Annotated in this window: 24 protein-coding genes; 12 read left to right on the forward strand and 12 right to left on the reverse strand. The window is 72.5% G+C overall.

Annotated elements, in window-relative coordinates; all coding sequences use genetic code 11:
• Window positions 1–44: 44 nt before the first annotated feature.
• From N4G63_RS14040 to N4G63_RS14050, 3 genes are all read right to left on the reverse strand, one after another.
• Window positions 45–1,268 (reverse strand): DesA family fatty acid desaturase, encoded by a 1,224-nt coding sequence (locus N4G63_RS14040; protein WP_314599835.1) that lies wholly within the window; start codon window positions 1,266–1,268, stop codon window positions 45–47.
• 204 nt (window positions 1,269–1,472) lie between these two features.
• Window positions 1,473–2,732: an RsmB/NOP family class I SAM-dependent RNA methyltransferase gene (locus tag N4G63_RS14045; RefSeq protein WP_260786097.1), complete on the reverse strand. Its 1,260-nt coding sequence runs from the start codon at window positions 2,730–2,732 to the stop codon at window positions 1,473–1,475.
• A gap of 58 nt (window positions 2,733–2,790) precedes the next feature.
• Window positions 2,791–3,417: a chalcone isomerase family protein gene (locus N4G63_RS14050; RefSeq protein ID WP_260786098.1), complete on the reverse strand. Its 627-nt coding sequence runs from the start codon at window positions 3,415–3,417 to the stop codon at window positions 2,791–2,793.
• Between the two features lie 185 nt (window positions 3,418–3,602).
• Between N4G63_RS14050 and N4G63_RS14055 the strand changes: the two genes are divergently transcribed.
• Window positions 3,603–3,836, forward strand: coding sequence for a DUF1653 domain-containing protein (locus N4G63_RS14055; RefSeq protein ID WP_260786099.1), 234 nt, complete (start codon window positions 3,603–3,605; stop codon window positions 3,834–3,836).
• A gap of 3 nt (window positions 3,837–3,839) precedes the next feature.
• On the opposite strand, the gene purN is transcribed toward N4G63_RS14055, so the two are convergent.
• The gene (gene purN, locus N4G63_RS14060; RefSeq protein WP_314599836.1) at window positions 3,840–4,472 is read right to left on the reverse strand and encodes a phosphoribosylglycinamide formyltransferase; all 633 of its coding nucleotides are present in this window, start codon (window positions 4,470–4,472) and stop codon (window positions 3,840–3,842) included.
• Between the two features lie 140 nt (window positions 4,473–4,612).
• Here purN and N4G63_RS14065 point away from each other — a divergent pair, with 140 nt between their 5' ends.
• Window positions 4,613–5,842 (forward strand): tryptophan--tRNA ligase, encoded by a 1,230-nt coding sequence (locus N4G63_RS14065; protein ID WP_260786101.1) that lies wholly within the window; start codon window positions 4,613–4,615, stop codon window positions 5,840–5,842.
• 119 nt (window positions 5,843–5,961) lie between these two features.
• Here N4G63_RS14065 and N4G63_RS14070 read toward each other — a convergent pair whose 3' ends face one another.
• Entirely contained in the window at window positions 5,962–7,173 is a 1,212-nt protein-coding gene (locus tag N4G63_RS14070) for a GGDEF domain-containing protein (RefSeq protein ID WP_260786102.1), read from the reverse strand.
• A gap of 259 nt (window positions 7,174–7,432) precedes the next feature.
• On the opposite strand from N4G63_RS14070, the gene N4G63_RS14075 reads away from it, so the two are divergent.
• Together N4G63_RS14075 and N4G63_RS14080 are read left to right on the forward strand one after the other, a co-directional pair.
• Window positions 7,433–7,690, forward strand: coding sequence for a hypothetical protein (locus tag N4G63_RS14075; protein WP_260786103.1), 258 nt, complete (start codon window positions 7,433–7,435; stop codon window positions 7,688–7,690).
• A gap of 141 nt (window positions 7,691–7,831) precedes the next feature.
• The gene (locus tag N4G63_RS14080; RefSeq protein WP_260786104.1) at window positions 7,832–8,644 is read left to right on the forward strand and encodes a DUF3047 domain-containing protein; all 813 of its coding nucleotides are present in this window, start codon (window positions 7,832–7,834) and stop codon (window positions 8,642–8,644) included.
• 93 nt (window positions 8,645–8,737) lie between these two features.
• On the opposite strand, the gene N4G63_RS14085 is transcribed toward N4G63_RS14080, so the two are convergent.
• Genes N4G63_RS14085 through N4G63_RS14100 form a run of 4 tightly spaced genes read right to left on the reverse strand, consistent with a single transcriptional unit; the run spans window position 8,738 to window position 11,736 of the window.
• A complete protein-coding gene (locus N4G63_RS14085; protein WP_314599837.1) occupies window positions 8,738–10,060 on the reverse strand; it encodes a HAMP domain-containing sensor histidine kinase in 1,323 nt (440 codons plus the stop codon).
• Window positions 10,061–10,076: 16 nt separating this feature from the next.
• Entirely contained in the window at window positions 10,077–10,820 is a 744-nt protein-coding gene (locus tag N4G63_RS14090) for a response regulator transcription factor (RefSeq protein ID WP_260786107.1), read from the reverse strand.
• Between the two features lie 40 nt (window positions 10,821–10,860).
• Window positions 10,861–11,253 (reverse strand): methyltransferase family protein, encoded by a 393-nt coding sequence (locus N4G63_RS14095; protein WP_260786108.1) that lies wholly within the window; start codon window positions 11,251–11,253, stop codon window positions 10,861–10,863.
• A 3-nt stretch (window positions 11,254–11,256) separates the two neighbouring features.
• A complete protein-coding gene (locus N4G63_RS14100; protein ID WP_260786109.1) occupies window positions 11,257–11,736 on the reverse strand; it encodes a Spy/CpxP family protein refolding chaperone in 480 nt (159 codons plus the stop codon).
• A gap of 235 nt (window positions 11,737–11,971) precedes the next feature.
• Here N4G63_RS14100 and N4G63_RS14105 point away from each other — a divergent pair, with 235 nt between their 5' ends.
• Complete coding sequence (locus N4G63_RS14105) at window positions 11,972–12,646, forward strand: RluA family pseudouridine synthase (protein WP_260786702.1); 675 nt, start codon at window positions 11,972–11,974, stop codon at window positions 12,644–12,646.
• A 26-nt stretch (window positions 12,647–12,672) separates the two neighbouring features.
• Window positions 12,673–13,263: a flavin reductase family protein gene (locus tag N4G63_RS14110; protein ID WP_260786110.1), complete on the forward strand. Its 591-nt coding sequence runs from the start codon at window positions 12,673–12,675 to the stop codon at window positions 13,261–13,263.
• Between the two features lie 81 nt (window positions 13,264–13,344).
• Here the strand turns inward: N4G63_RS14110 and N4G63_RS14115 are convergent, their stop codons facing one another.
• From N4G63_RS14115 to N4G63_RS14125, 3 genes are all read right to left on the reverse strand, one after another.
• Window positions 13,345–13,737 carry a ribbon-helix-helix domain-containing protein gene (locus tag N4G63_RS14115; RefSeq protein ID WP_260786111.1) on the reverse strand — a complete coding sequence of 131 codons (393 nt, stop codon included), beginning with the start codon at window positions 13,735–13,737 and terminating at the stop codon, window positions 13,345–13,347.
• Between the two features lie 354 nt (window positions 13,738–14,091).
• Window positions 14,092–14,670 (reverse strand): DJ-1/PfpI family protein, encoded by a 579-nt coding sequence (locus tag N4G63_RS14120; protein ID WP_260786112.1) that lies wholly within the window; start codon window positions 14,668–14,670, stop codon window positions 14,092–14,094.
• Window positions 14,671–14,800: 130 nt separating this feature from the next.
• Window positions 14,801–15,577 carry a hypothetical protein gene (locus N4G63_RS14125; protein WP_260786113.1) on the reverse strand — a complete coding sequence of 259 codons (777 nt, stop codon included), beginning with the start codon at window positions 15,575–15,577 and terminating at the stop codon, window positions 14,801–14,803.
• Between the two features lie 66 nt (window positions 15,578–15,643).
• On the opposite strand from N4G63_RS14125, the gene N4G63_RS14130 reads away from it, so the two are divergent.
• From N4G63_RS14130 to N4G63_RS14155, 6 genes are all read left to right on the forward strand, one after another.
• A complete protein-coding gene (locus N4G63_RS14130; RefSeq protein WP_314599838.1) occupies window positions 15,644–16,402 on the forward strand; it encodes an SDR family NAD(P)-dependent oxidoreductase in 759 nt (252 codons plus the stop codon).
• The gene (locus N4G63_RS14135) at window positions 16,399–17,052 is read left to right on the forward strand and encodes a hypothetical protein (RefSeq protein ID WP_260786115.1); all 654 of its coding nucleotides are present in this window, start codon (window positions 16,399–16,401) and stop codon (window positions 17,050–17,052) included. Before N4G63_RS14130 ends, N4G63_RS14135 begins: the two co-directional genes overlap by 4 nt.
• A gap of 197 nt (window positions 17,053–17,249) precedes the next feature.
• Window positions 17,250–19,289: an ABC transporter ATP-binding protein gene (locus N4G63_RS14140; RefSeq protein ID WP_260786116.1), complete on the forward strand. Its 2,040-nt coding sequence runs from the start codon at window positions 17,250–17,252 to the stop codon at window positions 19,287–19,289.
• Window positions 19,276–21,150, forward strand: a complete 1,875-nt coding sequence (locus tag N4G63_RS14145) for an ABC transporter ATP-binding protein (protein WP_260786117.1) — start codon at window positions 19,276–19,278, stop codon at window positions 21,148–21,150. The genes N4G63_RS14140 and N4G63_RS14145 overlap by 14 nt, the downstream gene beginning before the upstream one ends.
• A complete protein-coding gene (locus tag N4G63_RS14150) occupies window positions 21,147–22,442 on the forward strand; it encodes an MFS transporter (protein ID WP_314599839.1) in 1,296 nt (431 codons plus the stop codon). Before N4G63_RS14145 ends, N4G63_RS14150 begins: the two co-directional genes overlap by 4 nt.
• Window positions 22,443–22,471: 29 nt before the next feature.
• Window positions 22,472–23,590: a GGDEF domain-containing protein gene (locus tag N4G63_RS14155; RefSeq protein WP_314599840.1), complete on the forward strand. Its 1,119-nt coding sequence runs from the start codon at window positions 22,472–22,474 to the stop codon at window positions 23,588–23,590.
• Window positions 23,591–23,696 lie beyond the last annotated feature (106 nt).

Consider the following 23,696-nt stretch of genomic DNA (forward strand, 5'->3'; position numbering starts at 1 on the left):
GTCCGGTGGGCGGCACAGGCCGCCGGTTCAGCTGCCGCAGCCGCTCAGGCGTGGGCGGCCCGCAGCTTCTGCGAGAACTCGGCCAGCGCCTCGATGCCGCTGGCCTCGGCCTTCTTGCACCAGGCCTGCAGGTCGACCACCAGCTGCTCGGCCGAGACATTGGTGCGGGTCCACAGCATGCGCAGCTCTTCGCGCATGGCCACCAGCTTGGCCAGCTTGGGGCTCTCGTTCATCACGCTGGCCAGTTGCGGCTTGACCGAGTGCGGGATCTTCTCGTCGTCGCGGTGCAGCCAGCGCTGGGCCAGCTTGAACTCGCCCAGGTGCTTGGCCGACAGGCCCTGCTGCTTGACGCGCTCGAACTCGGCGCTGCAGGCGGCGCGCACACCGGCGGCGTACTTGGCCATCACCTCGTAGCGGTTGGCGATGATGGCTTCCAGCGTCTGGCTGTCGGCCACCGGCTTGATGCTGCCCAGCTGCAGCTGCGGCGGCGTCTTGCGCACCTTGGCCCAGCCCAGCATCTCCATGCCGCGGATGTACATCCAGCCGATGTCGAACTCGTAGGGCTTGACCGAGAACTTGGCCGAGGTGGCGTAGGTGTGGTGGTTGTTGTGCAGTTCTTCGCCACCGATCAGGATGCCCCAGGGCGAGACATTGGTGCTGGCATCGGCCGCCTCGAAGTTGCGATAGCCCCAGTAGTGGCCGATGCCGTTGATCACGCCGGTGGCCCACACCGGGATCCAGGCCATCTGGATGGCCCACACCGTCAGGCCGATGGCACCGAACAGCGCCACGTCGATGATCAGCATCAGGCCCACGCCCTGCCAGCTGTAGCGGGTGTAGAGGTTGCGCTCGATCCAGTCGTCGGGCGTGCCCTTGCCGTACTTGTCGATCGTCTCGGGGTTGGTGGCCTCGGCGCGGTACAGCTCCACACCGGTGAGCAGCAGCGCCTTGAGGCCGCGGGTCTGCGGGCTGTGCGGGTCTTCCTCGGTCTCGCACTTGGCGTGGTGCTTGCGGTGCACGGCGACGAATTCCTTGGTCACCATGCCCGTGGTCAGCCACAGCCAGAAGCGGAAGAAGTGCGAGGGGATGGGCCCCAGTTCGAGCGCCCGGTGCGCCTGGGCGCGGTGCAGAAAGATGGTGACGCCGCAGATCGTCAGGTGCGTCAGCACCAGGGTCACCAGCACCACCTGCCACCAGCTGGCGCTGGACCACAGGCCATCAGCCAGCCAGCCGATCACGGCCATGCCCAACGTGTTCAGTTCGTTCATCGCTTGTCTTCTCGATCCGCCAGCACAAAGCAGCGGGTATCAGATTGTACCGGCCGGACTCAGACCGCCATCGGTTGAAAAGGCCCGGCAAAACCCCGTGTCTCGCAGGTATGTGGGGCCACGCTGACCCAGCGCAAGCACGGGCCCTCGCCACGTCATGGCTGTGCCCTGGCAAAGGCGGCTTTCAGCCGCGCCGAGCGTCCTTCAGCGCCGCTGCCACACCGCGGCGTAGAAGCCGTCGGTGGCGTGGCGGTGGGGCCACAGTCGCAGGTACGGGCCCTGCACCAGCGCCTCGGCACCGGCCACCTGGGCCTTGCCCAGCACCTCGGCAGCCTGCAGCGGCTCGAAGTCGGCATGCGCCGCACCGAAGGCCTCGGCCACCTTCTCGTTCTCGTCGGCCAACAGGCTGCAGGTGGCGTAGACCAGGCGGCCGCCCGGCTTGAGCAGGCGCGCGGCGCTGTCGAGGATGGCGGTCTGCTTGGCCTGCAGTTCGGCCACGGCCTGCGGCGACTGGCGCCACTTCAGATCGGGGTTGCGACGCAAGGTGCCCAGGCCCGAGCACGGCGCATCGACCAGCACGCGATCGATCTTGCCGGCCAGGCGCTTGATGCGCTCGTCACGCTCGTGCACGATCTGCGCCGGATGCACATTGCTCAGCCCGCTGCGCGCCATGCGCGGCTTGAGCGCATCGAGCCGGTGGCCCGAGACATCAAAGGCATACAGCCGACCGGTCGAGCGCATTGCCGCGCCCAGCGCCAGGGTCTTGCCGCCGGCGCCGGCGCAGAAGTCGACCACCATCTCGCCGCGCTTGGCATCCACCAGCAGGGCCAGCAGCTGGCTGCCTTCGTCCTGCACCTCGACATCGCCGCGGTTGAACATGGCCAGCTTCTGCAGTGCCGGCTTGCCGGCGGCGCGAATGCCCCAGGGCGAGTGCGGCGTGGCGGCGGCCTGCACGCCCAGGGCCTGCAGCTCCTTCAAGATGTCCTCGCGCTTGGCCTTCAGCGTGTTCACGCGCAGGTCGAGCGGCGCGCTCTGGTCCATGGCGGCCACCAGCTGCCAGAAGTCGTCGTCGCCGAGCTGCAGCTTCAGTGCGCCGGCCAGCCAGTCGGGCAGGTTGTGGCGCAGCTTCTCGGGCAGGCCGGCGGTGTCGATCTCGCGCACCTGGGTGCGCCAGGTCTGCTCGTTCGGGCCGACGGCGCCGCGCAGCTGGTTCGAGTCGCCTGCCCAGGCCAGCAGGGCCAGGCGGCGCTCGAGCGCGCCGCTGCCGCTTTGTGCCAGATGCTGCAGCTGCGGGCGCCGGCGCAGCACGGCGTAGGCCGTCTCGGCCAGCGCATGGCGTTCGCGCGGGCCCAGGTTCTTGTGTTTGCGAAAAAAGGCCGAAACGATGCCGTCGGCAGGCGAGTCGAGCCTGAGCACGGCGCGCAGCAACTCGGTGGTGAGGTCCAGCAGGGCGGTGGGATGCATCGCCGCGATTATCCCCGCCCGGCCCGCCGCGGCCGCCGGCGCGGTGCGGGCCCGAAAATCAGCGCAGCTCGACCCGCGGCGCCACGCCCAGCAGCGCATCGCGCAGCAGGTGGTCGGCCGGCCGTTCGCCGAACCAGATGCGCAGCACCAGCCTGAAGAACTCGTCGTCGCCAACGGGCGTGCCCTGCGGCTGGCCGGCGATGAAGAACTGGGTGCCCTTGCCCGGCACGAAGTCCATCGCAAAGCTGTCGCCCGGCATCAGCTTGCTGCGGCCCGAGAAGATCTCGATGAAGCGGGTCATCGAGGGCAGGTGGCGGTTCATCTCGTCGGGCCGCGCGTTGTCGCTCAGGCCCTTGATGAACAAGCGGCCGAGATCGGTGCCGGGCAGCTCGCGCAAGGCCACGAACTGCAGGCGCTTGGCACCCGGCAGGGCCAGCAGCTCGGCCGGCGTGGCCACGCGGCGCGTGGTGTACAGGCCCATGTCGTAGACCCGGAACACCGCCTTGTAGCGGGTGCCCGCACCATTGAGCAGCAGGGCCTGGCCCTGCAGCGTGACGTTGGCGTCGAAGCGCGTGCTTGGCGTGCCCTGGGCCTGCGCCCCGGTGGCCAGCAGCAGGGCCAGCAGCAGGGCCATGCCGGGCGCGGTCAGGCGGGCCTGGCCGCCCCTTGAATCGGCTGTGCGCATTGACTACTCCTCCTGGACACACGCATCTTTGCTTTGATGCGGATTGTCACTGCTTGTTGCAGACCGCGCCTCCTGCCAAAGCAGGACACCGTACGCGCTGCGTTAGCTTGTTGACAGTTCAATGCAAGCGCGCGGGTGCAGCAGCTACAGTGCGGCGCCGCACCGCCTGCCCAAGAAGGATCTGCATGCCCGACGACCTGCCGCCGCTGCCCGCCACCCCCACCGGCCGCTACCGGCACTACAAGGGCATGGAGTACGAGCTGGTGGGCGCCGCGCGCCACAGCGAGACGCTGGAGCCGCTGGTGGTGTACCGGCCGCTGTATGGCGAAGGCGCGCTGTGGGTGCGGCCGCACGCGATGTTCTTCGAGAGCGTGACCATCGGCGGCATCACGCAGCCGCGCTTCGCGAAGATTGGCTGAGGCTCAGCCCAGCAGCAGCTGATCGGCGCCGCCGCGGTGCCGCACCACGCCGTCCTCGGCGATGCTCAGCTCACCGCTGACGAACCAGCGCACCGCCTGCGGGTAGATCACGTGCTCCACCGCCAGCACCCGCGCGGCCAGGGTCTCGGGGCTGTCGTCGGGCCGCACCGGCACGGCGGCCTGGGCCACGATCGGACCGTGGTCGAGCGTGGGGGTCACGAAGTGCACCGTGGCACCGGCCAGCTTGCAGCCGGCCTCGATGGCCCGGCGGTGCGTGTGCAGACCAGCAAAGGCCGGCAGCAGCGACGGATGGACGTTCAGCAGCCGGCCCGCATAACGCTGCACGAAGGCATCGCCAAGAATGCGCATGAAGCCGGCCAGCACCACCAGATCGGGGGCGTGGGCGTCGATGGCCTGGGCCAGCGCCGCGTCAAACGCGTCGCGGCTGGCATGGGCGCGGTGGTCGACCACCGCGGTGGCAATGCCCAGCGCCGCAGCAAAGCCCAGGCCCGAGGCCTCGGGCTTGTTGGCGATGACCGCGGCCACGTGGGCCGGCCAGCCCTCGGCGGCGCAGCGCTGCACGATGGCCTCCATGTTGCTGCCGCGGCCGGAGATGAGGATGACGATGCGCTTCATGGTGAAGGGGCGGGAGTGTAGCCGCGGCCACACGCCGCGCCGCGCCCTGGCCCGGCCGCCGCCCCGACAGCCCGGCAGCGCCGCGGCGGGCCTCTGCCAGAATCGCGCCTCCCGCAGATTCTCGTGAAGCGCCTCCCGCCATGTCTTCCAGCGTTGCCGTCACCCCGCCGCCCAAATCCCGCGTGCTGTCGGGCATGCGCCCCACCGGGGCCCTGCACCTGGGCCACTACCACGGCGCGCTGAAGAATTGGGTGCGGCTGCAGGATCTGCACGACTGCTTCTACTTCGTGGCCGACTGGCATGCCCTGACCACCGCCTACGAAGACCCGTCGATCATCGAGCGCAGCGTCTACGACATGGTGGTCGACTGGCTGGCCGCCGGCCTCGACCCCGAGAAGGCCACCATCTTCATCCAGAGCCGCCTGCCCGAGCATGCCGAGCTGTTCACGCTGCTGGCCATGGGTACGCCGCTGGGCTGGCTGGAGCGCGTGCCGACCTACAAGGACCAGATCGAGAAGCTCAAGGACAAGGATCTGGCCACCTATGGCTTCCTGGGCTACCCGCTGCTGCAGGCCGCCGACATCCTGATCTACAAGGCCACCTATGTACCGGTGGGCGAAGACCAGGCCTCGCATGTGGAGCTGACGCGGGAGGTGGCGCGGCGCTTCAACCACCTGTACGGCCGCAGCAAGGATTTCGACGCCAAGGTGGCCGCCGCGCTGGCCAAGCTGGGCAAGGACGACACACGCTACTTCGACAAGCAGCGCAAGGCCTTTGGCGAAACCGGCGCCGCCGAGGCGCTGGCCAAGGGCGAGGCCATCGTGCGCAAGGCCGCGATGGTGCTGGACGAGACCGAGACCGAGCTGCTGCTGGGCCACCTGAAGGGCAGCGGCCGCAGCGTGCTGAGCGAGCCGCTGGCCCTGCACACCGAGGTGTCCAAGCTGCCCGGCCTGGACGGCGGCAAGATGAGCAAGAGCTACGGCAACACCATCGCGATGCGCGAAGAGCCCGCGATGGTGCGCCAGAAGATCGCGCGCATGCCCACCGATCCGCAGCGCCAGCGCCGCACCGACGTGGGCGACCCCGCGCGCTGCCCGGTGTGGCAGTTCCACCTGGTGTATTCGGACGAGGCCACCCAGGCCTGGGCGCGCGAGGGCTGCACCACCGCCGGCATCGGCTGCCTGGACTGCAAGGCCCCGGTGGCTGAAGCCGTGATCCGCGAGCAGCAGCCCTGGCGCGAGCGCGCCGAGGCCTACCTGTCCAACCCCAAGCAGGTGCACTGGATCGTCGAGATGGGCACCGAGCGCGCCCGCACCGTCGCCCGCCAGACGATGAAGGACGTGCGCGAGGCGATGGGCCTGCGCTACTGACCCACGCGCGCCGGCCGGGCTGGCCCAGGGGGTCGGCCTGGCCGTGTTGGCCCGTGTCGGCCCGTTTCGGCCGGTGGCAGGCCGCCGAGCCCCCGACGGCACGCCGCGACGCCGTGCCGCTAGGTGCTGGTGTTCAACGGCAGCGCGGCCTGCACCGGGTTGCTGTCGCCATACACCTCCACGCGGTTGCGGCCACCGTGCTTGGCCTCGTACAGCGCCTGGTCGGCGCGGCCGTACAGGCGGTCGGCGCTGACCGTGGTGCCGGCGGGCGCCTCGGCGATGCCGGCCGACACCGTCACGCGCACCGGGCGCCCCAGCTCGTCGGTGGCCAGCGGCGCCGCCGCCACGGCCTGGCGGATGGCCTCGAGCAGCACACGCGCGCCCTCGGCGTCGGCGCCCGGCAGCACCAGGCCAAACTCCTCGCCACCGGTGCGGCCCAGCGCATCCGAGCCCCGCAGGCGTTGGCGGATGATGGCCGCGAAGGCGCGCAGCACCGCATCGCCGGTGCGGTGACCATGCTGGTCGTTGACCTGCTTGAAATGGTCCAGATCCATCAGCACAAAGCTCACCGGGCGTGACTCGCGGCCCTCGCGCCGGGCGCGCCGCAGCTCGTGGGCCAGCAGCGCATCGGTGGTGCTGCGGTTCAGGCAACCGGTCAGGCCATCGTGGCTGGCCAGGTGCTCCATCTGCCGCGCCACACGCTCGAAAACCGCCAGCTGAAAGCCGAAACCCGCGCCCAGCAAGGCCATGAAGGCCATCAGGAAGGTGGCGCCCTGCCCCAGGCTGTGCTGCATCACGCTCTGGTACTCCTCGGGCATGCTCAGCGCATGCCCGGCGCGCACCAGCAGGGCCAGCAGCGCCAGGCCCAGGGTCACGGCCACGGTGCGCAGCGAGGGCTCGTCGCGCCAGCCGTGGCGCAGGATCAGCCGCACCGCGGGCAGCAGCAAGGCGGCAAACAGCAGCGAGACGGCCACCGTGCGCATGTCTTGCGACCACAGCGGCAACAGCAGCAGGCCCAGCCACATGGCGGGCTGCACCTGCCAGGTCCAGCGTGGCGGCGGCGCCTGGCGCAGCATCAGGTGCAGCGCCTGCACATAGGCCAGCAGGCCCAGCGCGATCAGGCCATTGCCCAGCACCAGCGACAGCCACTCGGGCAGCACCAGCCGGGCGAACAGCATCGCAAAGCCGCCCAGCATGGCCCAGTTGCCCAGGGTCCAGCGGCGCAACTCGGGGCGGGCGCGCAGGCCCCGCTGCGCCACCCCCAGTTCGAGCGTGAGCAGCAAGAAACCCAGCAGCAGCGTCACCAGCAAGGTGGGGGTGTGAAGTTGCATCGCGGCAGGCGTTACGGCTGCGGCGCAGTATGCCTGCCCGCACCACCGCCGCGGCCGGGCCAGGCTGCCGCAGCCACCGGGGGCCGGCCGGGGCCAGGGAGAGCGTGGCTGCACGGTAATGCATCACGCCCGGGCCAACTGGGGGCCTATCCCAAGTCAATTCGGCGTGCAAAGACATGGTGGAAACCCTATACTGCACTGCAACATGAATTCAACCCGCTGTGTCCGACCCGGACGCGGCGCTCACAGGAGTCACACCATGACCAGTGCTTCGATGACCTTTGGCCGCCCCACCCGCCTGACCGTGCCGCGCGGTTCGCTGTGGCTGGCCGCCGCCGCCGGCGCCGTGATCGGCGCGCTGCGCCGCCTGGATCAGTGGCAGCTGAAGTTCAGCCGCCAGGAGCCGCAGACCGCCGAGGACGTGCTCGCCTGGGCCAGCCGCATCCAGTCCAGCGACCCGGGCTTCTCGGCCGATCTGCGCGCTGCCGCGCTGCGCTCGATGGGCAAGGCCGACTGATTTGGCGGTCAGAGTTGACGGCAGTGCCCTGCCGTTAGCGTTTTTGCGGTTTTCACGAACACACCTGGTGCCCTGCGGGCGCTAGCATCTCGCGCCGGTTGCCGCCAGAGCAGCCGAAAGTCGTTGCGAGAGGTGGGTTCGATGGACGGTGTCGATGCGGCCCAGCGCCGCCGCTGGCTGCGCCGCAGCCTGGATTGGTGTGCCGTGGCCAGCCTGGGCAGCCTGGGCGGATGTGCCACATGGCGGGCCGACGAGCCCGGCCACACGGGCCATGGCGAGGCAGTGCACGCGTTGCCGCCCGCCACCCAGGTATTGCCGTTTTCGCAGGCCGAGCCCGGGCAGTTGCCGGCCGGCTGGTTTCCTTATGTGCTGCGCCGCGACCTGCCGCGCACCCGCTACGGCCTGGTGCGCGAGGGTGACCGCGTGTCGCTGCGCGCCCACGCCCGCCGCTCGGCCACCGGCCTGCACTGCGCGCTGGACATCGATCCGGCGCAGCAGGGCCGCCTGCAGTTCAGCTGGAAGGTGGCCCAGGTGCACCAGCGCATCGATGTGGCCCAAGCCGAGCTCGACGACTGTCCGGCGCGGCTGATCGTGGCCTTTGACGGCGACCACCAGCGCCTGCCGCTGCGCGAGCGCCTGTTTTTTGACCAGGTCGAGCTGTTCACCGGCCAGCGCCTGCCCTACGCGATGCTGATGTACGTGTGGGATGGCGGCCGCCACGCGGTGGAAAGCGTGCACCGCAACCACCGCAGCAGCCGCATCCAATATCTCACCGTGGAAAGCGGCAGCGCGCGCGCCGGCCAGTGGCTGCACTACCAGCGCGATGTGGCGGCCGACTTCCGGCGCGTGTATGGCGAGGCGCCCGGCCAGGTCATCGGCGTGGGCGTGCTCACCGACGGCGATGCGCTGAAGATCGACCACGAAGCCTGGTACGGCGACATCTCGATCACCTGACCAAGCGCTACCGCCGCTGGATCGGCACCCTCGCCCCCCGATCAGCCCCGCCACCGCGGGCAGCGGCCGCAACGCCGCCACTTGCTCGCGCGCCTACCCGGCCTGCGCCAGCGGCAGCCAGGCACTCACCACCAGGCCCGGATCGGCACTGGCGATGTCCAGCCGGCCGCCGTGCGACTGCGCCACCAGGCGGCTGAGGTAGAGGCCCAGGCCCACGCCACCGCGCTCGCGGCTGCGCGCCGCATCGGGCCGAAAGAAGGGTTCGGCCAGGCGGGCCAGCGTGGCCGGGTCGGCGCCCGGGCCGTGGTCGCGCACCGCCAGTTGCACGCCACCGGCCTGCAGCCCCGTGCTCAGGCGCACCGGCGTGCCGGCACCGTGGCGCAGCGCGTTGTCCAGCAGGTTGCGCAGCAGCAGTTGCAGGCGCACACGGTCGAGGGCCAGCATGGGCAGCGCGGGCGCCAGGTCCAGCGTCACGCCGCGGCCGGCAAACTCGCTGGCCACCAGGCTGCCGGCCAGGGCGTTCAGGTCGGTCGGCTCGCGCTGCAGCGAGGCATCGCCACGCGCCAGGCGCTCGCTTTCCAGCAGGTCGGCGATCAGGTCGCGCATGGCCGCCAAATCGCGCAGCAGCGCATCGCGCTCAGGGCCGTCGGCCACCAGCTCGGCGTTCAGCCGCGCCCGGGTCAGCGGCGAGCGCAGCTCGTGGCTGATGGCCAGCAGCAGGCCGCGCTGGCCTTCGAGCATGCGGTTCAGGCCCTCGGCCATGGCGTTGACCTGGCCGGCCAGCTCGCCCAGCTCGTCGTGGCGGCGCTGCGGGATGGCCTGCGAGAAGTCGCCCGCACCGTAGCGCTGCGCGCCGGCGCGGATGTCGTCGAGCGGTCGCAACAGGTGGCGCACATAGGCAAAGGCCAGCGCGGTGAGCAGCAGCAGCCCGAGCAGCGTGGCCCAGCCGGCCCACACCGGCCGCTGCGGCCATTGCAGGCTGCCGACGCCGAAGACGATGCGGTGGCCGTCGGCGGTGTGGCGGGTGAGCAGGGTGCGCACCATCTCGTCGCGTGGCGAGCGGCCGTCGCGGACCCGCTCGTGGAAGCGCTGGCGATCGGGATGCGAATCCCATTGCAGCCGCGGCCCGTCGATGTGGATGGCCACCGGCAGGCGCTGCACGATGGCCCGGGCGCGCGCCAGGTCAGGCGGGTTGCCGATCTCGGCGGCCAGGCGGTCCACATAGTCGGCGATCAGCGGCATGGCCACGCCGCGCCAGCCGGTGAAAAACACCTGGCGCGTGCCGGCCACGAACACCGCGGTGGTGGCCAGCGCCAGCAGCACGAACAGCGCCACCAGGCGCCAGCGCAGCGAATGGCTCAGCCGGCCACGCAGGCTGCGCGGCGGGTGCGACGGATGGCGCGGGCGAAAGTGCATCAGGTGGTCACGGCAATCAAGGCGTCAAGGGATCACGGTCTCGGCTGCCCGCTGCCGGCCCGTCGCCAGGCGCCAGCGCCAGCGCATACCCGGCATTGCGCAGCGTCTTCACCACCGCCAGTGGCTCGAGCTTGCGCCGCAGCCGGCTGACCAGGATGTCGACCGCGCGGGTGGCCAGATCGGCCTCGCGGCCGCGCAGGCGGTTGAGGATCTCGTCACGGTGGAACACGCGCTGCGGCTCGCGCGCCAGCACCAGCAGCAGCTCGTACTCGGTGCCGGTGAGCGGCACCGGCGCGCCCAGGCGGCGCACCTCGCGCCGGGCGGTGTCGATCAGCAGGCCGTCAAAGTGCAGCACAGCATCGGCCGGCGGCGCGGTGGCCGGCGCCGGTGGCGCCACCGGCCGGGCACGGCGCAGGATGGTCTGCAGCCGGGCCGCCAGCTCGCGCGGCTCGAAGGGTTTGGGCAGGTAGTCGTCGGCGCCCAGCTCGAGGCCCACCACGCGGTCGGTCAGGTCGCCGCGCGCGGTGAGCATCAGGATCGGGATGTCGCTGTCGGCGCGCAGCAGCCGGCACAGTACAAAGCCGTCCATCTCGGGCAGCATCACGTCGAGGATCACCGCGGCGATGCCGCCCTGGGCCAGCCGCGCCTGGCCGGCGCTGGGTGTCAGCGCGGCCTCGAGCTGCAGGTCAAAGCGCTGCAGGTAGGCGGCCAGCGGCGGGCCAAGCTCGGCGTCGTCGTCGATCAGCAGGATGCGGTGCATGGGCCTCGCATCGTCGCATGCGCCGCGGGCGCGGGCGGGATCACAGCCACCGCCGCACGTCCTCGGCATAGTCGCGCCACCAACCGCCAAAGCGCCGGGCCAGCTGCGCCTCCTCGCGCGGCAGGTGCACGCGGTCGAGCCAGATCGCCAGCGCCAGCGCGACGAGGCCCACGCTGAGCGACAGCGCCGCCAGCGCCCAGCCGGCCAGCGCCACCAGCAGGCCCAGCGCCATCGGGTGGCGGCCCAGCGCGTAGGGCCCGTCGTCCACCAGGTGCTGCGGCGCCGCGCCGGGCGCGATGGCCACGCCGGCGCGGTGCAGCGTGTGCGCCGCCCAGCTCACCCAGCCCAGGCCCAGCAGCATCAGGCCCCAGCCCACGGCGCCCAGCGCCTGGGCCGCACTGGGCAAGGCCAGCCACAAGGTGATGCCGGGCATGGCTCAGCCCCGCCAGTGGCCGTGGCGGCCGCGGGCCATGAAGTCGCGCAGCTTTTGCTGCTGCTCGGGCCTCAGGCTGTCGTAGAAATCGGCGGCGGCGCCCATCAGCTTGGGTGCGCCATCGCGCAGCGCGCTGGTCTTGCCGTCGATCAGGGCCTGGCCCTTGGCGCGGTCGAACTGCGGGCCGGCGATCAGCGCCTGGAACTCGGCGCGCGGGCTGGCGCCGGCCTCGCCCGCCGGGCCCATCAGCGCGCGGCGCTGCGCCGCCATGGCCTCGGCCAGGCTGTTGAGCTTGGCCTGCTGGGCCGCGTCGAGCGCCAGCTCGCGGCTGGCGCGCTGCACGATGCGCTCGCGCAGCTCGGTGGCATCGGCCTCGCTGGCCGGCCAGCCGTGGTGCATGCGGTGGCCGCAGGCACTCAGGCCGCCCAGCAGCACGCCGAATCCGGCCACGCCGATCAGGGTGCGTTTGAGCCAGGTCTTCATCATCAGTCTCCCAGGGGTTGGAACATGGCCGCCATCGTGGCGCGGCGCGCCCGGCGCGTCCTTTCAGCGCGGTATCGGCGTGTTTCGTTTCTTTTCAGCGCGGCCAGCGGGCCGCCTGCCGGCGCCGGCCCGGCCGGCCTGGGTATGCTCGCGCCCCGTGACTGCCGCCCTGCCCTGCACCCACGCGCCGCCTGCCGAGGCCGCCGACACCGCCGCCGCCGCGGATGCCGGCCTGGTGCTGATCCACCTCGACGCCCACATCGCCGTGGCCGACAAGCCCGCCGGCCTGCTGTGCGTGCCCGGCCGCGGCCCCGACAAGGCCGATTGCCTGGCCGCCCGCGTGGCCGCCCGCTGGCCCGGCGCCAAGCCGGTGCACCGGCTGGACATGGGCACCTCGGGCCTGGTGGTGTTTGGCCGCCATGCGGCGGTGCACCGGGCCTTGTCGATGGCCTTTGCCGAGCGCCAGGTGGCCAAGCGCTACGAGGCGGTGGTGGCCGGCCTGCCGGCCGCGGACGCCGGCGAGATCGATCTGCCGCTGATCTGCGACTGGCCCAACCGGCCGCGCCAGATCGTCGACCATGGCATCGGCAAACCCTCGCAGACGCGCTGGCGCGTGATCGCGCGCGAACCCGCCACGGGCACCACCCGGCTGGCGCTGGAGCCCATCACCGGCCGCTCGCACCAGCTGCGCGTGCACCTGGCCAGCATCGGCCACCCGATCCTGGGCGACGACCTGTACGCCCCGCCCGACTGGCTTGCCGCCGCGCCGCGCCTGCTGCTGCATGCCGTGGCCTTGCAGCTGCCGCCGGTGCAGTGGCCGCCGGTGCAGTGGCCAGCGGCCGCGCCGGCGGCGGTGCCGGGCGACAACAGCGCCGGCCCGTGGCAGTTCAGCTGCCCTGCGCCTTTTTGATCACCCCCACCCCGCCCCATCGCCCGATGCGCCAAGACGTTCCACTGGCCCAGGCCAGCCGCCTGCTCAACCATGGCCCCACGGTGCTGGTGAGCGCCGCCCACGGCCCGCAACGCAACCTGATGGCCGCCGCCTGGGCCATGCCGCTGGACTTTGATCCGCCCAAGGTGGCCGTGGTGATCGACCGGGCCACCTTCACCCGCCAGCTGATCGCGGCCAGCGGCGAGTTGGCGCTGATGGTGCCCAGCGGCGCCCAGGCCGACCTCACCGTGACCGTGGGCAACACCAGCGGCCAGGCGCTGGCCGAGGCCGATCCGCCCACCGACAAGTTCGCAGCCCAGGGCATTGGGCACTTCGCGGCGCAGCGCATTGCGGCGCCGCTGGTCGAGGGCTGCCTGGCCTGGCTGGAATGCCGCGTGATCGCCTGGCCCGAGCTGAGCGCCGCGCACGACCTCTATCTGGCCGAGGTGGTGGCGGCGCAGGCCGACGCCCGCGTGTTCCACGGCGGGCGCTGGCATTTCGACGACGCGCCGCCGCAGCTGCGCAGCCTGCACCACCTGGGCGGCGGGCAGTTCGTGCTGCCGGGTGCCAGCGTCCAGGGTGAGCGGCGCGCCTGACAAGGTGTGAATGAACCTGCTGCGCGGGCCCATGGCGGCCCTGCGCGACGGTTTCTTCACACCTTGAGAGCGGCCGGCGGCTCAGTGCGCGCCCGGCGCCTCGGCCCGGTGGCCTGGCGCCGGCTGCGCCCAGCCCGCCGGCAGCGCGTGCAGCACCTGGGCCGCGTTGAGCGCGCCCAGGGCCACACCGGCATCGGCGGGAATCCGGCCCTGCGCCATCAGCGCCTCGTAGCGCAACGCCGAAACCCGCAGAAAGGACGCGAAGTTGCCCACCGCACCACGCGCGGCCACCAGTTCGTCGTAGAGCTTCTCGATCAGTTGCACCACGCCCAGGCCGTCGCGCGCGGCGATCTCCTCGAGCACCTGCCAGAACAGGTTCTCGAGCCGGATGCTGGTGACCACGCCATGCAGCCGCACCGAGCGCGTGCGGCTGTCGTAGCTGTGCGGATCGGCGCTGATGAACACCTCACACATGGCGGCTCCGGGTGACGGGTAACGTGCTGACCACTCTAGCGCAGCGGCGCTGGCCGGGGGCCCCGGCTCAGCGGCCAAGGCTTTTTTCGGCCGTGACCGATGGGCGCCTCGAAGCGGCCTGGCTCCAGGCGCAGATCGCCGCCATCGCCCGCGCGTTGGCGAGCTTTTGCAACAACGCGCTGAGGCGCTGTGAGGTGCAAGGCAGGCATGGGTGAACGACGCTCAGCCGCTCTCAAGGTGTGAAGGAACCGTCGCGAGCGGGCTCAGGGTGGTTCGAGCAACGCAGCCATACACCCGTACGGCGAGTCGCGCAGGGCCGCCATGGGCCCGCGCAGCAGGTTCATTCACACCTTGTCAGGCCTCGATGCGCGTGCCCAGAACCTTCAGAAACTGCGCAATCCACGCCGGGTGCGCCGGCCAGGCGGGTGCGGTGACCAGCTTGCCGTCGGTGACGGCCTGGTCGACCGCGATGCCGCAGAACTCGGCGCCGGCCAGCTCGACCTCGATCTGGCAGGCCGGGTAGGCCGAGACGCGCCGGCCCTTGATCAGGCCGGTGGCGGCCAGCAGCTGCGCGCCGTGGCAGACCGCGGCCACCGGCTTGTCGGCCGCCAGGAAGTGGCGCGTGATCTCGACCACGCGGCTGTTCAGGCGCAGGTACTCGGGCGCGCGGCCGCCGGGAATCAGCAGCGCGTCATAGGCCTCGGGCCGCACATCGGCAAAGCTGGCATTGAGCACGAAGCGGTGGCCGGGCTTTTCGCTGTAGGTCTGCGCGCCGTCGAAATCGTGCACCGCGGTGTGGATCCAGTCGCCGGCCTTCTTGTCGGGCGCCACCGCGTGCACGGTGTGGCCCACGGCCTGCAGTGCCTGGAAGGGCACCATGGTCTCGTAGTCTTCGGCGAAATCGCCGCACAGCATCAGGATCTTGCAGGGCATCGCGGTGTCTCCTCGGGAGGGATCGGCAGGGGCGCCGCGGCCAGGCCGCAGCGAGCGCCGATTTTTCCGAGTCGCGGCCCCGGGCGGGTAGCAGCCGGTTGTGACCGTGGCGGCCAGGCCTGCCGGAAGCTCAGCGTGCCGGGGCGGCCGACGCCGCGGCCGCGGCCTGGCCCCCGGCCGCCTCCAGCGGCGCCAGCAGCCGGGCGGCAAAGTCGCGCGGTGCCACGTACTGCAGAACGCCGCGCTCACCGGCGCGCACGCTGGCGGCCAGGCCACGCTCGGGGTACAGCAGCATCGGCGCGCCGCCGGTTTCGCCCAGCACCCGGGCCGGCGGGCCGAAACGCTCGCGCAGATCGGCCTCGCCCAGGCGCAGCGCCGGCACGAAGCTCAGGCCCACCAGGGGCGCGCTGCGCGCCGCCTGGCGGTCGGCGGCATCGAGCTTGAAGCGGCGCACGCCGCCCTCCATCGCCGACGAGCTGCCCACCTGCGCGCGCCAGCGCTGCAGCGTGGCGGCCGGCACCTCGAAGGCCAGCACCAGCCGGCCGCTGACAAAGCCGGCCTGCATCGGATCGACCAGCGCCTCGAGCGCGCCCACCTCGCCCAGGCGGGCCACCAGCGCCACCTGCAGGTGGTCGCCAAAACGCGCCTCGGCCTCGGCCAGCGTGTCGCGCCCCAGGTGCAGGCCAAACACCTGCGCGCTGCCGTCGGCCAGCACGCGCACCTGCCAGGGCAGGCCGGCATCGCCTGGCGCCGGGCCGGCACCTGCCCCGCCACCGGAACCGGTGCGCGAACCCGCGCCGGCCGGCGGCGCCGCGCCGTGATCGCGCATGTGCAGCAGCGGCAGCGCGGCGGCCACCAGCAGCACCAGCAGGCCCAGGCCGCACGCAATCACAACAGGGTGTTTCATCCATCGACTCATGCGGCGGATTGTCGGCGCCCGGCCGCCCCGGGGCGCAGCGTATGCTGCTGCGCCATGACAAGCCATCTGTACATCGTCACCGGGTCGTCGCGCGGCCTGGGCGCAGCGCTGGCGCGCCAGCTGCTGCAACCCGGCCACCGCGTGCTGGGCATGGCCCGCGGCAGCAACCCGGCGCTGCAGGCGCATGCCCAGGCCAACGGCGTGCCGCTGACCCAGTGGACGCAGGACCTGGCCGATGCCGGCGCCGCCGCGCTGCGGCTGGAGCGCTGGCTGGCCGAGTTCGACCCGGCCGACATGGCCAGCGCCACCCTGATCAACAACGCCGGCGTGGTGGGCCAGCCCGGCGCGCTGGACGAGGTGCCGCTGGCCACGCTGTCGCTGGCCATGCGCGCCGGGCTCGAATCGGCGCTGCTGCTCACTGCCGCCTTTCTGGCCGGCACGGCGCGCTGGTCGGGCCCGCGGCGCATCATGAACATCTCGTCGGGCCTGGGCCGCCGGGCAATGGCCGGCAGCGCGGCCTACTGCGCCGCCAAGGCCGGCATGGACCATTTCAGCCGGGTGGTGGCGCTCGAGCAGGCCGGGCGGCCGAACGGTGCACGCATCGTGTCGATCGCGCCCGGCGTCATCGACACCGACATGCAGGCCGAGCTGCGCGGCGCCGATGCCACGCAGTTTCCGGAACAGGCGTTTTTTGCCCAGCTGCATGCCGGCGGCCAGCTCAGCAGCCCGGCCGGCTGCGCCGAGCGCCTGCTGCGCTACCTGGGCCGGCCCGATTTCGGCGCCGAGCCGATTGCCGATATTCGCGAAACATGAGCGCGCAGGGCAATCCAGTGAGCGCGCCGGGCCCCGCCCAGGGCGAACACCCGACCGCGCCGCCCGCGGGCGCACCGCTGCGCCCGCGCCAGGTGCTGCTGTTCACCGGCCATGTGGTCGACCGGCCCGGGCGCACGCCGCCGCGGTTTCCTGAAACGGCGGTGCCGGCCGCAGCGGCGCGCATTGCGGCGCTGCTGGCCGAGCTGCAGGCCGGGGCCGACGATCTGGCGCTGACCCAGGGCGCCGCCGGTGGCGACCTGCTGTTCATTGCCGCGGCGCAGGCGCGCGGCATGCCGGTGCAGCTGCTGCAGCCTTTTGACGAGCCGCAGTTCCTGGCCGAGTCGGTGCTGCCGCATGGCGAGCCCTGGCTGGCGCGCTACGCGGCCATGCGCGCCCAGCTGGGCAGCGGCCAGCCCATCCTGGCCGCGCCGGCGGTGCTGGGCCCGCTGCCCGCGGGCGGCGATGCCTACGAGCGCTGCAACCTCTGGCTGCTGGAGCGCGGCCTGGCCCACGGCGCCGAGCGCCTGCAGCTGATCGCGCTGTGGAACGGCGCCGGCGGCGACGGCCCCGGCGGCACCGCGCACATGGTGCACACCGTGCGCGAGCGCGGCGGCCGGGTCAGCGTGATCGACACCCGCAGCCTGGGCTGAGCGGCTGAGCGGCCCGATGCCGGGCCGCGCGCGGCGCGTCAATCTGCCGGGCCCAGCCCACGCGGGCCGCTACACCGGCTGGCGCCCGCGCGGCCGGCGGGTCGCGCCCCTAGAATCCGCCGCTTTCCCGCCCTGCCCGGCTGGCGCCCACAAGGCGCCAGCATCGGCGCCTGCTGCCCGCCCGCCCCACCCGCCGGATGACCCTCTACCGCCTGATCACCGGCTTTGTGCGCCGCCATTGGCGCGCCTATGCCGCGTCGGCGGCCATGCTCACGGTCATTGCCGTGCTCACCGTGTGGCTGCCGCGGCACATCGGCCAGATGGTCGATGGCCTGGTGGCCCAGCGCCTGCTGGGGCCGGCCCTGTGGCGCGAGATCGGCTGGCTGCTGGCCGCCGGCGTGTGCATCTACTTCTTGCGCGTGGCCTGGCGCCAGGTGCTGTACGCCGCGGCCTACCGCATGGGCATGGAGCTGCGCAACCAGCTCTACCGCCAGTTCGCGCTGCAGGGCCCGCGCTTCTACCAGCGCCACCGCACCGGCGACCTGATGGCGCTGGCCACCAACGATGTCGACGCGGTGGAGATGGCCGCCGGCGAGGCGCTGCTGGCCGGCTTTGACGGCACCCTGACCCTGGTGCTGGTGGTGGCCACCATGACCCTGGGCGTCGACTGGCGCCTGGCCGCGGTGGTGCTGCTGCCGTTTCCGCTGATGGCCTGGAGCTTCTGGTGGATCTCGCGCCATGTGCACGAGGCCTCGCGCGAGGCGCTGGCCAGCTTTGGCGCGCTCAATGACCAGGTGCAGGAAAGCCTGTCGGGCGTGCGCACGCTGCGCGCGCTGGGCCTGGAGGGGCGCAACAGCAGCTTGTTTGCAGCCCTGAGCCGCCAGGCCGCCGACACCAGCCTCAAGGCCCAGCGCTGGGAGGCCGCCTACGAGCCCGCGGTGGGCCTGACCCTCACCGCCGCCACGGTGCTGGCGCTGGGTTACGGCGGCCTGCTGGTGTGGCGCCAGCAGATCAGCGTGGGCCAGCTCACCAGCTTCAGCCTCTACCTGGGCCAGCTGATCTGGCCGATGTTTGCCGCCGGCTGGGTGCTGGCCCTGCTGGAGCGCGGCCGCGCCGCCTGGGGCCGGCTGCAGCCGGTGCTGGCCGAGGCACCGGCCGTGGACGACCAGGGCACGCTGGCCCATGTCAGGCCCGGCCCGCTGCAGGCCCGGGGGCTGCGGTTTCACTACCCCGAGGCGGCCAACGCCAACGCCAACGCCAGCGCCAATGCCAACACCACCACCGCCACTACCACCGGCGCCCACACCACGGCGGGGCCTGCGGGGGCGCCGGCCCTGGACGACCTGAGCTTCACGCTGCCCGCGGGCGGCACGCTGGGCCTGGTGGGCCCCACCGGCGCCGGCAAGAGCACGCTGCTCAAGCTGCTGATGCGGCAGTGGACGCCGCAGCGCGGCCACATCGCCTGGGGCGGCGTGGCGCTGGCCGATTACCGGCTGGCAGCGCTGCGCGAGGGCATCGCCTGGGTGGCGCAGGAGCCCTTCCTGTTCTCGGCCACGGTGGCCGAGAACATCGCGCTGGGCCGGCCCGAGGCCTCGCGCGCGCAGATCGAGGCGGTGGCCCGCCTGGCCGCGGTGCACGACGACATCGCTCGCCTGCCGCTGGGCTACGACACGCCGGTGGGCGAGCGTGGCATCACGCTGTCGGGCGGCCAGCGCCAGCGCCTGGCGATCGCCCGCGCGCTGCTGGTCGAGGCCCCGCTGCTGCTGCTGGACGACGCCCTGTCGGCGGTGGACACCGAGACCGAGTCGCGCATCCTGGCCGCGCTGCGCGCCGCGCGCCTGGGCCCACCGGCCAGTTCGGCCAACCCAGCCGACACAGACAACCCAGCCAACGCAGGCGCAGGGGGCGCAGGGGGCGCAACCCGCAGCACGCTGATCGTGAGCCACCGCCTGTCGACGCTGCAGGATGCCGACGAGATCCTGGTGCTGCGCCACGGCCGCATCACCGAGCGCGGCAGCCATGCCCAGCTGCTGGCCCTGGGCGGCTGGTATGCCACGCAATGGCGGGTGCAGCAGCTCGAAGCCTCGCTCGAGGCCGACGATGGCGATGGCGACGCCGCCCGCATCAGCGATGTCACCCCCAGCACCGCACACACCCACCACCACCCGCTGAACGCGTCCAACCCACCCGGCCCGCCCAGCCCCGCCGCCCCTGGAGGCCCCGATGGCCACGCCTGAGCCGCGCCCGGCGCACCAGCCGCCCGGCCGCCTGGAGCGCCGGGCCGCGCTGGCCCTGCTGCTGCGCGCCGCCGCACCCGAACTGCCGCTGCTGCGCGGCGCGCTGCTGTGGCTGGTGCTGGCCGCCGCGCTGGAGGCGCTGGGCCCGGTGCTGGGCAAGGCCTTCATCGACCGCCACCTGCTGCCGCGCGACGCCCAGCCGCTGGCCATCGCCGGCCTGCTGGGCGGCGCGCTGCTGGCCGGCTGGTTGGCCAGCTGGCTGCGCTACGGTCAGCTGCTGCGTCTGGCCGGCGTGGCCATGCGTTCGGTGCAGCGCATCCGCGAGCAGGTCTACGGCCATGTGCTGCGCCTGCCGATGGCGTTTTTTGACCGCGCCATCACCGGCCAGCTGGTCAGCCGCGTCACCAACGACACCGAGGCGGTCAAGACGCTGTACGTGCAGCTGCTGTTCGTGATGCTCGACAGCGTCATCACGCTGGCCGGCATGCTGGTCACGATGGCGCTGCTCGACTGGCGCCTGATGCTGGTGGTGGCCCTGCTGGTGCCCTCGGTGGTGGGCATCGTGTGGATCTACCAGCGCCTGTCGGCACCGGCCGTGGCCGCCAGCCGCGCCCTGCGCAGCGATCTCAATGCCCAGGCCGCCGAGGCCATTGCCGGCATGGCCACGCTGCAGGCCAGCGGCGCCACCGCGCGCTTCGCGGCGCGTTTTGCGCACACCAATGCCGGGCACTTCCAGTCGCGCCGGCTCGAGCTGCGGGCCAATGCCTGGCTGCTGCGCCCGGCCCTCGATCTGCTCAACGTGGCCATGCTGGCCGCGGTGATCGTGCTGTTCGGCCTGCGTGCCGACGGCGCCGGCGCCGGCAGCCCGGGGCTCAGCGCGCTGGAGGTGGGCGTGCTCTACGCCTTCGTCAGCTACATCGCGCGGGTGGTCGAGCCGCTGATCCAGATCACTATGCAGTTCTCGCAGCTGCAGCAGGCGGTGGTGGCCGCCGCGCGCGTGAACACCCTGCTCGACGAGGCCGAGGCCCCGGTGCCGCAGGCCGCCGGCCGGGTGACGGCGGGCGCCATCTCGGTGCAGCAGCTGAGCTTTGGCTACCAGCCCGGCCGGCCGGTGCTGCACGGCCTGAACCTCGAGATCCCGGCCGGGCGTTTTGTCGGCATCGTTGGCGCCACCGGCAGCGGCAAGAGCACGCTGCTGGCGCTGCTGCTGCGCTTTTACGAGGCCACGCCGGGCAGCCTGCGCATCGACGGCCAGCCGCTGGGCCAGATCGGCGACGACGACTTTCGCGCCGCCGTGGCCCTGGTGCCGCAAGACCCGTTTCTGCTGGCCGCCAGCGCACGCGAGAACATCGCCATGGGCCGGCCGCTGAGCGACGCGCAGATCGAGACCGCCGCGCGCGACGCACAGGCGCACGCCTTCATCGCCCGCCTGCCGCAGGGCTATGACACGCCGCTGGGCGAAGGCGGCGCGCGCCTGGCGGTGGGCGAGAAGCAGCTGATCGCCATTGCCCGCGCGCTGGCCGGCGCGCCGCGCGTGCTGCTGCTCGACGAGGCCACCTCGCACATCGACAGCGCCACCGAGCAGCTGGTGCAGCGCACGCTGGCCACGCTGCGCGGGCGCATCACCACGGTGGCCATCGCGCACCGGCTGTCCACCATCCGCGAGGCCGACGAGATCGTGGTGCTCAACCACGGCCGCATCGCCGAGCGCGGCTCGCACGAGGCCTTGATGGCCCTGCCCGGCGGCCTGTACCAGCGCCTGGTGCAGCTGCAGCAGCTGGAGGTGGCCAGCGACGACGACAACGACGGCCTTGCGCCTGAACCGCCCCCTGAACCGAGCCTCCCATCCGCACCCCGATGAGCCCCCCGCCAGCCACCGCACCTGAGCCCGCGGCAGCGGCCCTGCCGCTGCTGCAACAGCCGGGTTTCCGGCGCTTCTGGCTGTCGCGCCTGTCCAGCACCGCGGCCGGCCAGATGCTGATGGTGGCGCTGGGCTGGCAGATGTACGACCTGACCGGCAGCGCCTGGGATCTGGGCCTGGTGGGCCTGGCCCAGTTTGTGCCCGCGCTGCTGCTGGCCCTGCCGGCCGGCCATGTGGTGGACCGCTACCCGCGCCAGCGCGTGCTGGCCGCCGTGCTGCTGGCCCAGGCGGTGGTGGCCGCGCTGCTGGCGCTGGCCACCGCGCACGGCGCGCTGGGCCGCAGCGGCGTGTTGGCGCTGTCGGTGGTGCTGGGCGCGGCGCGGGCCTTCCAGATGCCGGCCAGCCAGGCGCTGCTGCCGCTGCTGGTGGATCTGGCGCTGCTGCCGCGTGCGCTGGCGCTGTCGTCAGTGGCCTTGCAGGGCGCCATCATCGCCGGGCCGGCGCTGGGCGGCGCGCTCTACGCCACCGGCGGCTGGCTGCAGGCCGGGCATGCCGCCACGGCCGGGGCCGCCGCGGTGTATGCGGTGTCGGCGCTGGGTTTCGCGGTGGCGCTGTGGGCGGTGTGGGGCCTGCGGCCGCGCCGCTCGACGCACCCGGTCGAGCCGCCCACGCTGGCCTCGCTGTCGGCCGGCCTGGGCTTCGTGTGGCGCCACAAGGTGGTGCTGGGCGCGGTGTCGCTCGACCTGTTTGCCGTGCTGCTGGGCGGCGCCACCGCGCTGCTGCCGATTTTTGCCCGCGACATCCTGGCCACCGGGCCCGAGGGCCTGGGCCTGCTGCGCGCGGCGCCGGCCGCCGGCGCGCTGCTGATGTCGCTGTGGCTGGCGCGCCGCCCGATCGAGCGCCACACCGGCCGCTGGCTGCTGGGCTCAGTGGCGGTGTTCGGCGTCACGATGATCGTCTTCGGCCTGTCGGCCAGCTTCTGGCTGTCGCTGCTGGCGCTGGCGGTGTCGGGCGCCGCCGACATGGTCAGCGTGGTGATCCGCCAGACCCTGGTGCAGCTGGAGACGCCCGACGCCATGCGCGGGCGCGTGTCGGCGGTCAACGGCCTGTTCATCGGCGCCAGCAACCAGTTGGGAGAATTCGAGTCGGGCGCCACGGCAGCGTGGCTGGGCCCGGTAGGATCGGTGCTGTTGGGAGGGGTGGGCACCATGCTGGTGGTGCTCACATGGACCCGGCTGTTTCCGGCGCTGGCGCGCCGCGACCGCCTGGTGCGCCCCGCAAGCGAGCACTGAGACACGCAGCACACCCGAGGAGCGATGGCTTGAACGAGGCGGACCTACAGGCCCTCGCGCAGATTCTGGACGGCTTCGGCCTGGCCTGCAGCCTGGTTGATGCCCATGGCCAGCCGCAGCTGGTCAACCGCCAGGCCGCGCAATTGCAGGCCCAGCGCCGGCCCGGCACGCGGCCGGCCGCACTGACCCTGGCCGACGGCCGCCGCCTGCTGCTGAGCGAAGGCGACCGCCGCCCCGGCAACGACGGCGCCGAGGTGCGCTTTCGCCTGCTGGCCGAGCATTCGATGGACCTGATCGTGGCGGTGGATGCCGACCTGGCGATCCGCTACGCCTCGCCCGCCACCCGCAGCCTGCTGGGCTGCGAGCCGACCGACCTGCATGGCCACACGCTGGCCGAGCTGCTGGTGCCCGAGGAGCGCGCGGCCTTCATCGCGCGGCACTTCACCAAGGCCGCCCAGCGCGGCGCCGGGCCCGACCTGTTTCGCACCCTGCGGCGCGACGGCAGCACCCGCTGGGTGGAGGCGCGCGTGGCCCCGCTGCCGCCGGGCAACGGCCTGGGCGATTTTCTGGTGACCCTGCGCGACGCCGAGCAGCGCCGCCGCACCGAAGAGCAACTGGGTCAGGTCAACGCCGAGCTTTCGGCCCTGGCCTCGACCGACGCGCTGACCGGCCTGCCCAACCGCCGGGTGTTCGACGCCACGCTGAACAAGGAATGGTTCCGTGCGCTGCGCGACGCCCAGCCGCTGGCGCTGATGATGATCGACGTTGACCGCTTCAAGTCGCTCAACGACCTGTTCGGCCACCAGATGGGCGACGCCTTCCTGGCCCTGGTGGGCCGGGTGATCCGCGACAACGTGCGCCGCGCCGGCGACATGGCCACGCGTTACGGCGGCGAAGAATTCGCCGTGGTGCTGCCCGGCACGGCCGCCACCGGCGCGCTGGAGATCGCCGAGATCATCCGCCGCGCCGTGGCCGCAGCCGACACCCGGCCGATCATCGAGGGCGGCTACCCGGTCAGCGTGAGCATCGGCGTGGCCGCCACCGTGCCGCTGGCCGGCGGCGGTGCCGCGGCCCTGGTACACAGCGCCGATGCCGCGCTCTACCAGGCCAAGCGCAACGGCCGCAACCGGGTCGAGATCCTGAACTAGGCGCCGCCTGTAGCCGCTTCGGCGCGCGCCCTCGCGGGGCAGTGCCAGCGGCCCGGCAGCGGCGGTGCCGCGGCGGTCGCAGGATTGCGACGCCCGCCTGCCACGA

Source organism: Aquabacterium sp. OR-4 (assembly GCF_025290835.2).
GTDB lineage: Bacteria > Pseudomonadota > Gammaproteobacteria > Burkholderiales > Burkholderiaceae_C > Pseudaquabacterium.

Coding starts and splice junctions, on each gene's coding strand:
- N4G63_RS14040 (WP_314599835.1), bottom strand. CDS start 1,268: ATGAACGAACTGAACACGTTGGGCATGGCCGTGATCGGCTGGCTGGCT.
- N4G63_RS14045 (WP_260786097.1), bottom strand. CDS start 2,732: ATGCATCCCACCGCCCTGCTGGACCTCACCACCGAGTTGCTGCGCGCC.
- N4G63_RS14050 (WP_260786098.1), bottom strand. CDS start 3,417: ATGCGCACAGCCGATTCAAGGGGCGGCCAGGCCCGCCTGACCGCGCCC.
- N4G63_RS14055 (WP_260786099.1), top strand. CDS start 3,603: ATGCCCGACGACCTGCCGCCGCTGCCCGCCACCCCCACCGGCCGCTAC.
- purN (WP_314599836.1), bottom strand. CDS start 4,472: ATGAAGCGCATCGTCATCCTCATCTCCGGCCGCGGCAGCAACATGGAG.
- N4G63_RS14065 (WP_260786101.1), top strand. CDS start 4,613: ATGTCTTCCAGCGTTGCCGTCACCCCGCCGCCCAAATCCCGCGTGCTG.
- N4G63_RS14070 (WP_260786102.1), bottom strand. CDS start 7,173: ATGCAACTTCACACCCCCACCTTGCTGGTGACGCTGCTGCTGGGTTTC.
- N4G63_RS14075 (WP_260786103.1), top strand. CDS start 7,433: ATGACCAGTGCTTCGATGACCTTTGGCCGCCCCACCCGCCTGACCGTG.
- N4G63_RS14080 (WP_260786104.1), top strand. CDS start 7,832: ATGGACGGTGTCGATGCGGCCCAGCGCCGCCGCTGGCTGCGCCGCAGC.
- N4G63_RS14085 (WP_314599837.1), bottom strand. CDS start 10,060: ATGCACTTTCGCCCGCGCCATCCGTCGCACCCGCCGCGCAGCCTGCGT.
- N4G63_RS14090 (WP_260786107.1), bottom strand. CDS start 10,820: ATGCACCGCATCCTGCTGATCGACGACGACGCCGAGCTTGGCCCGCCG.
- N4G63_RS14095 (WP_260786108.1), bottom strand. CDS start 11,253: ATGCCCGGCATCACCTTGTGGCTGGCCTTGCCCAGTGCGGCCCAGGCG.
- N4G63_RS14100 (WP_260786109.1), bottom strand. CDS start 11,736: ATGAAGACCTGGCTCAAACGCACCCTGATCGGCGTGGCCGGATTCGGC.
- N4G63_RS14110 (WP_260786110.1), top strand. CDS start 12,673: ATGCGCCAAGACGTTCCACTGGCCCAGGCCAGCCGCCTGCTCAACCAT.
- N4G63_RS14115 (WP_260786111.1), bottom strand. CDS start 13,737: ATGTGTGAGGTGTTCATCAGCGCCGATCCGCACAGCTACGACAGCCGC.
- N4G63_RS14120 (WP_260786112.1), bottom strand. CDS start 14,670: ATGCCCTGCAAGATCCTGATGCTGTGCGGCGATTTCGCCGAAGACTAC.
- N4G63_RS14125 (WP_260786113.1), bottom strand. CDS start 15,577: ATGAAACACCCTGTTGTGATTGCGTGCGGCCTGGGCCTGCTGGTGCTG.
- N4G63_RS14130 (WP_314599838.1), top strand. CDS start 15,644: ATGACAAGCCATCTGTACATCGTCACCGGGTCGTCGCGCGGCCTGGGC.
- N4G63_RS14135 (WP_260786115.1), top strand. CDS start 16,399: ATGAGCGCGCAGGGCAATCCAGTGAGCGCGCCGGGCCCCGCCCAGGGC.
- N4G63_RS14140 (WP_260786116.1), top strand. CDS start 17,250: ATGACCCTCTACCGCCTGATCACCGGCTTTGTGCGCCGCCATTGGCGC.
- N4G63_RS14145 (WP_260786117.1), top strand. CDS start 19,276: ATGGCCACGCCTGAGCCGCGCCCGGCGCACCAGCCGCCCGGCCGCCTG.
- N4G63_RS14150 (WP_314599839.1), top strand. CDS start 21,147: ATGAGCCCCCCGCCAGCCACCGCACCTGAGCCCGCGGCAGCGGCCCTG.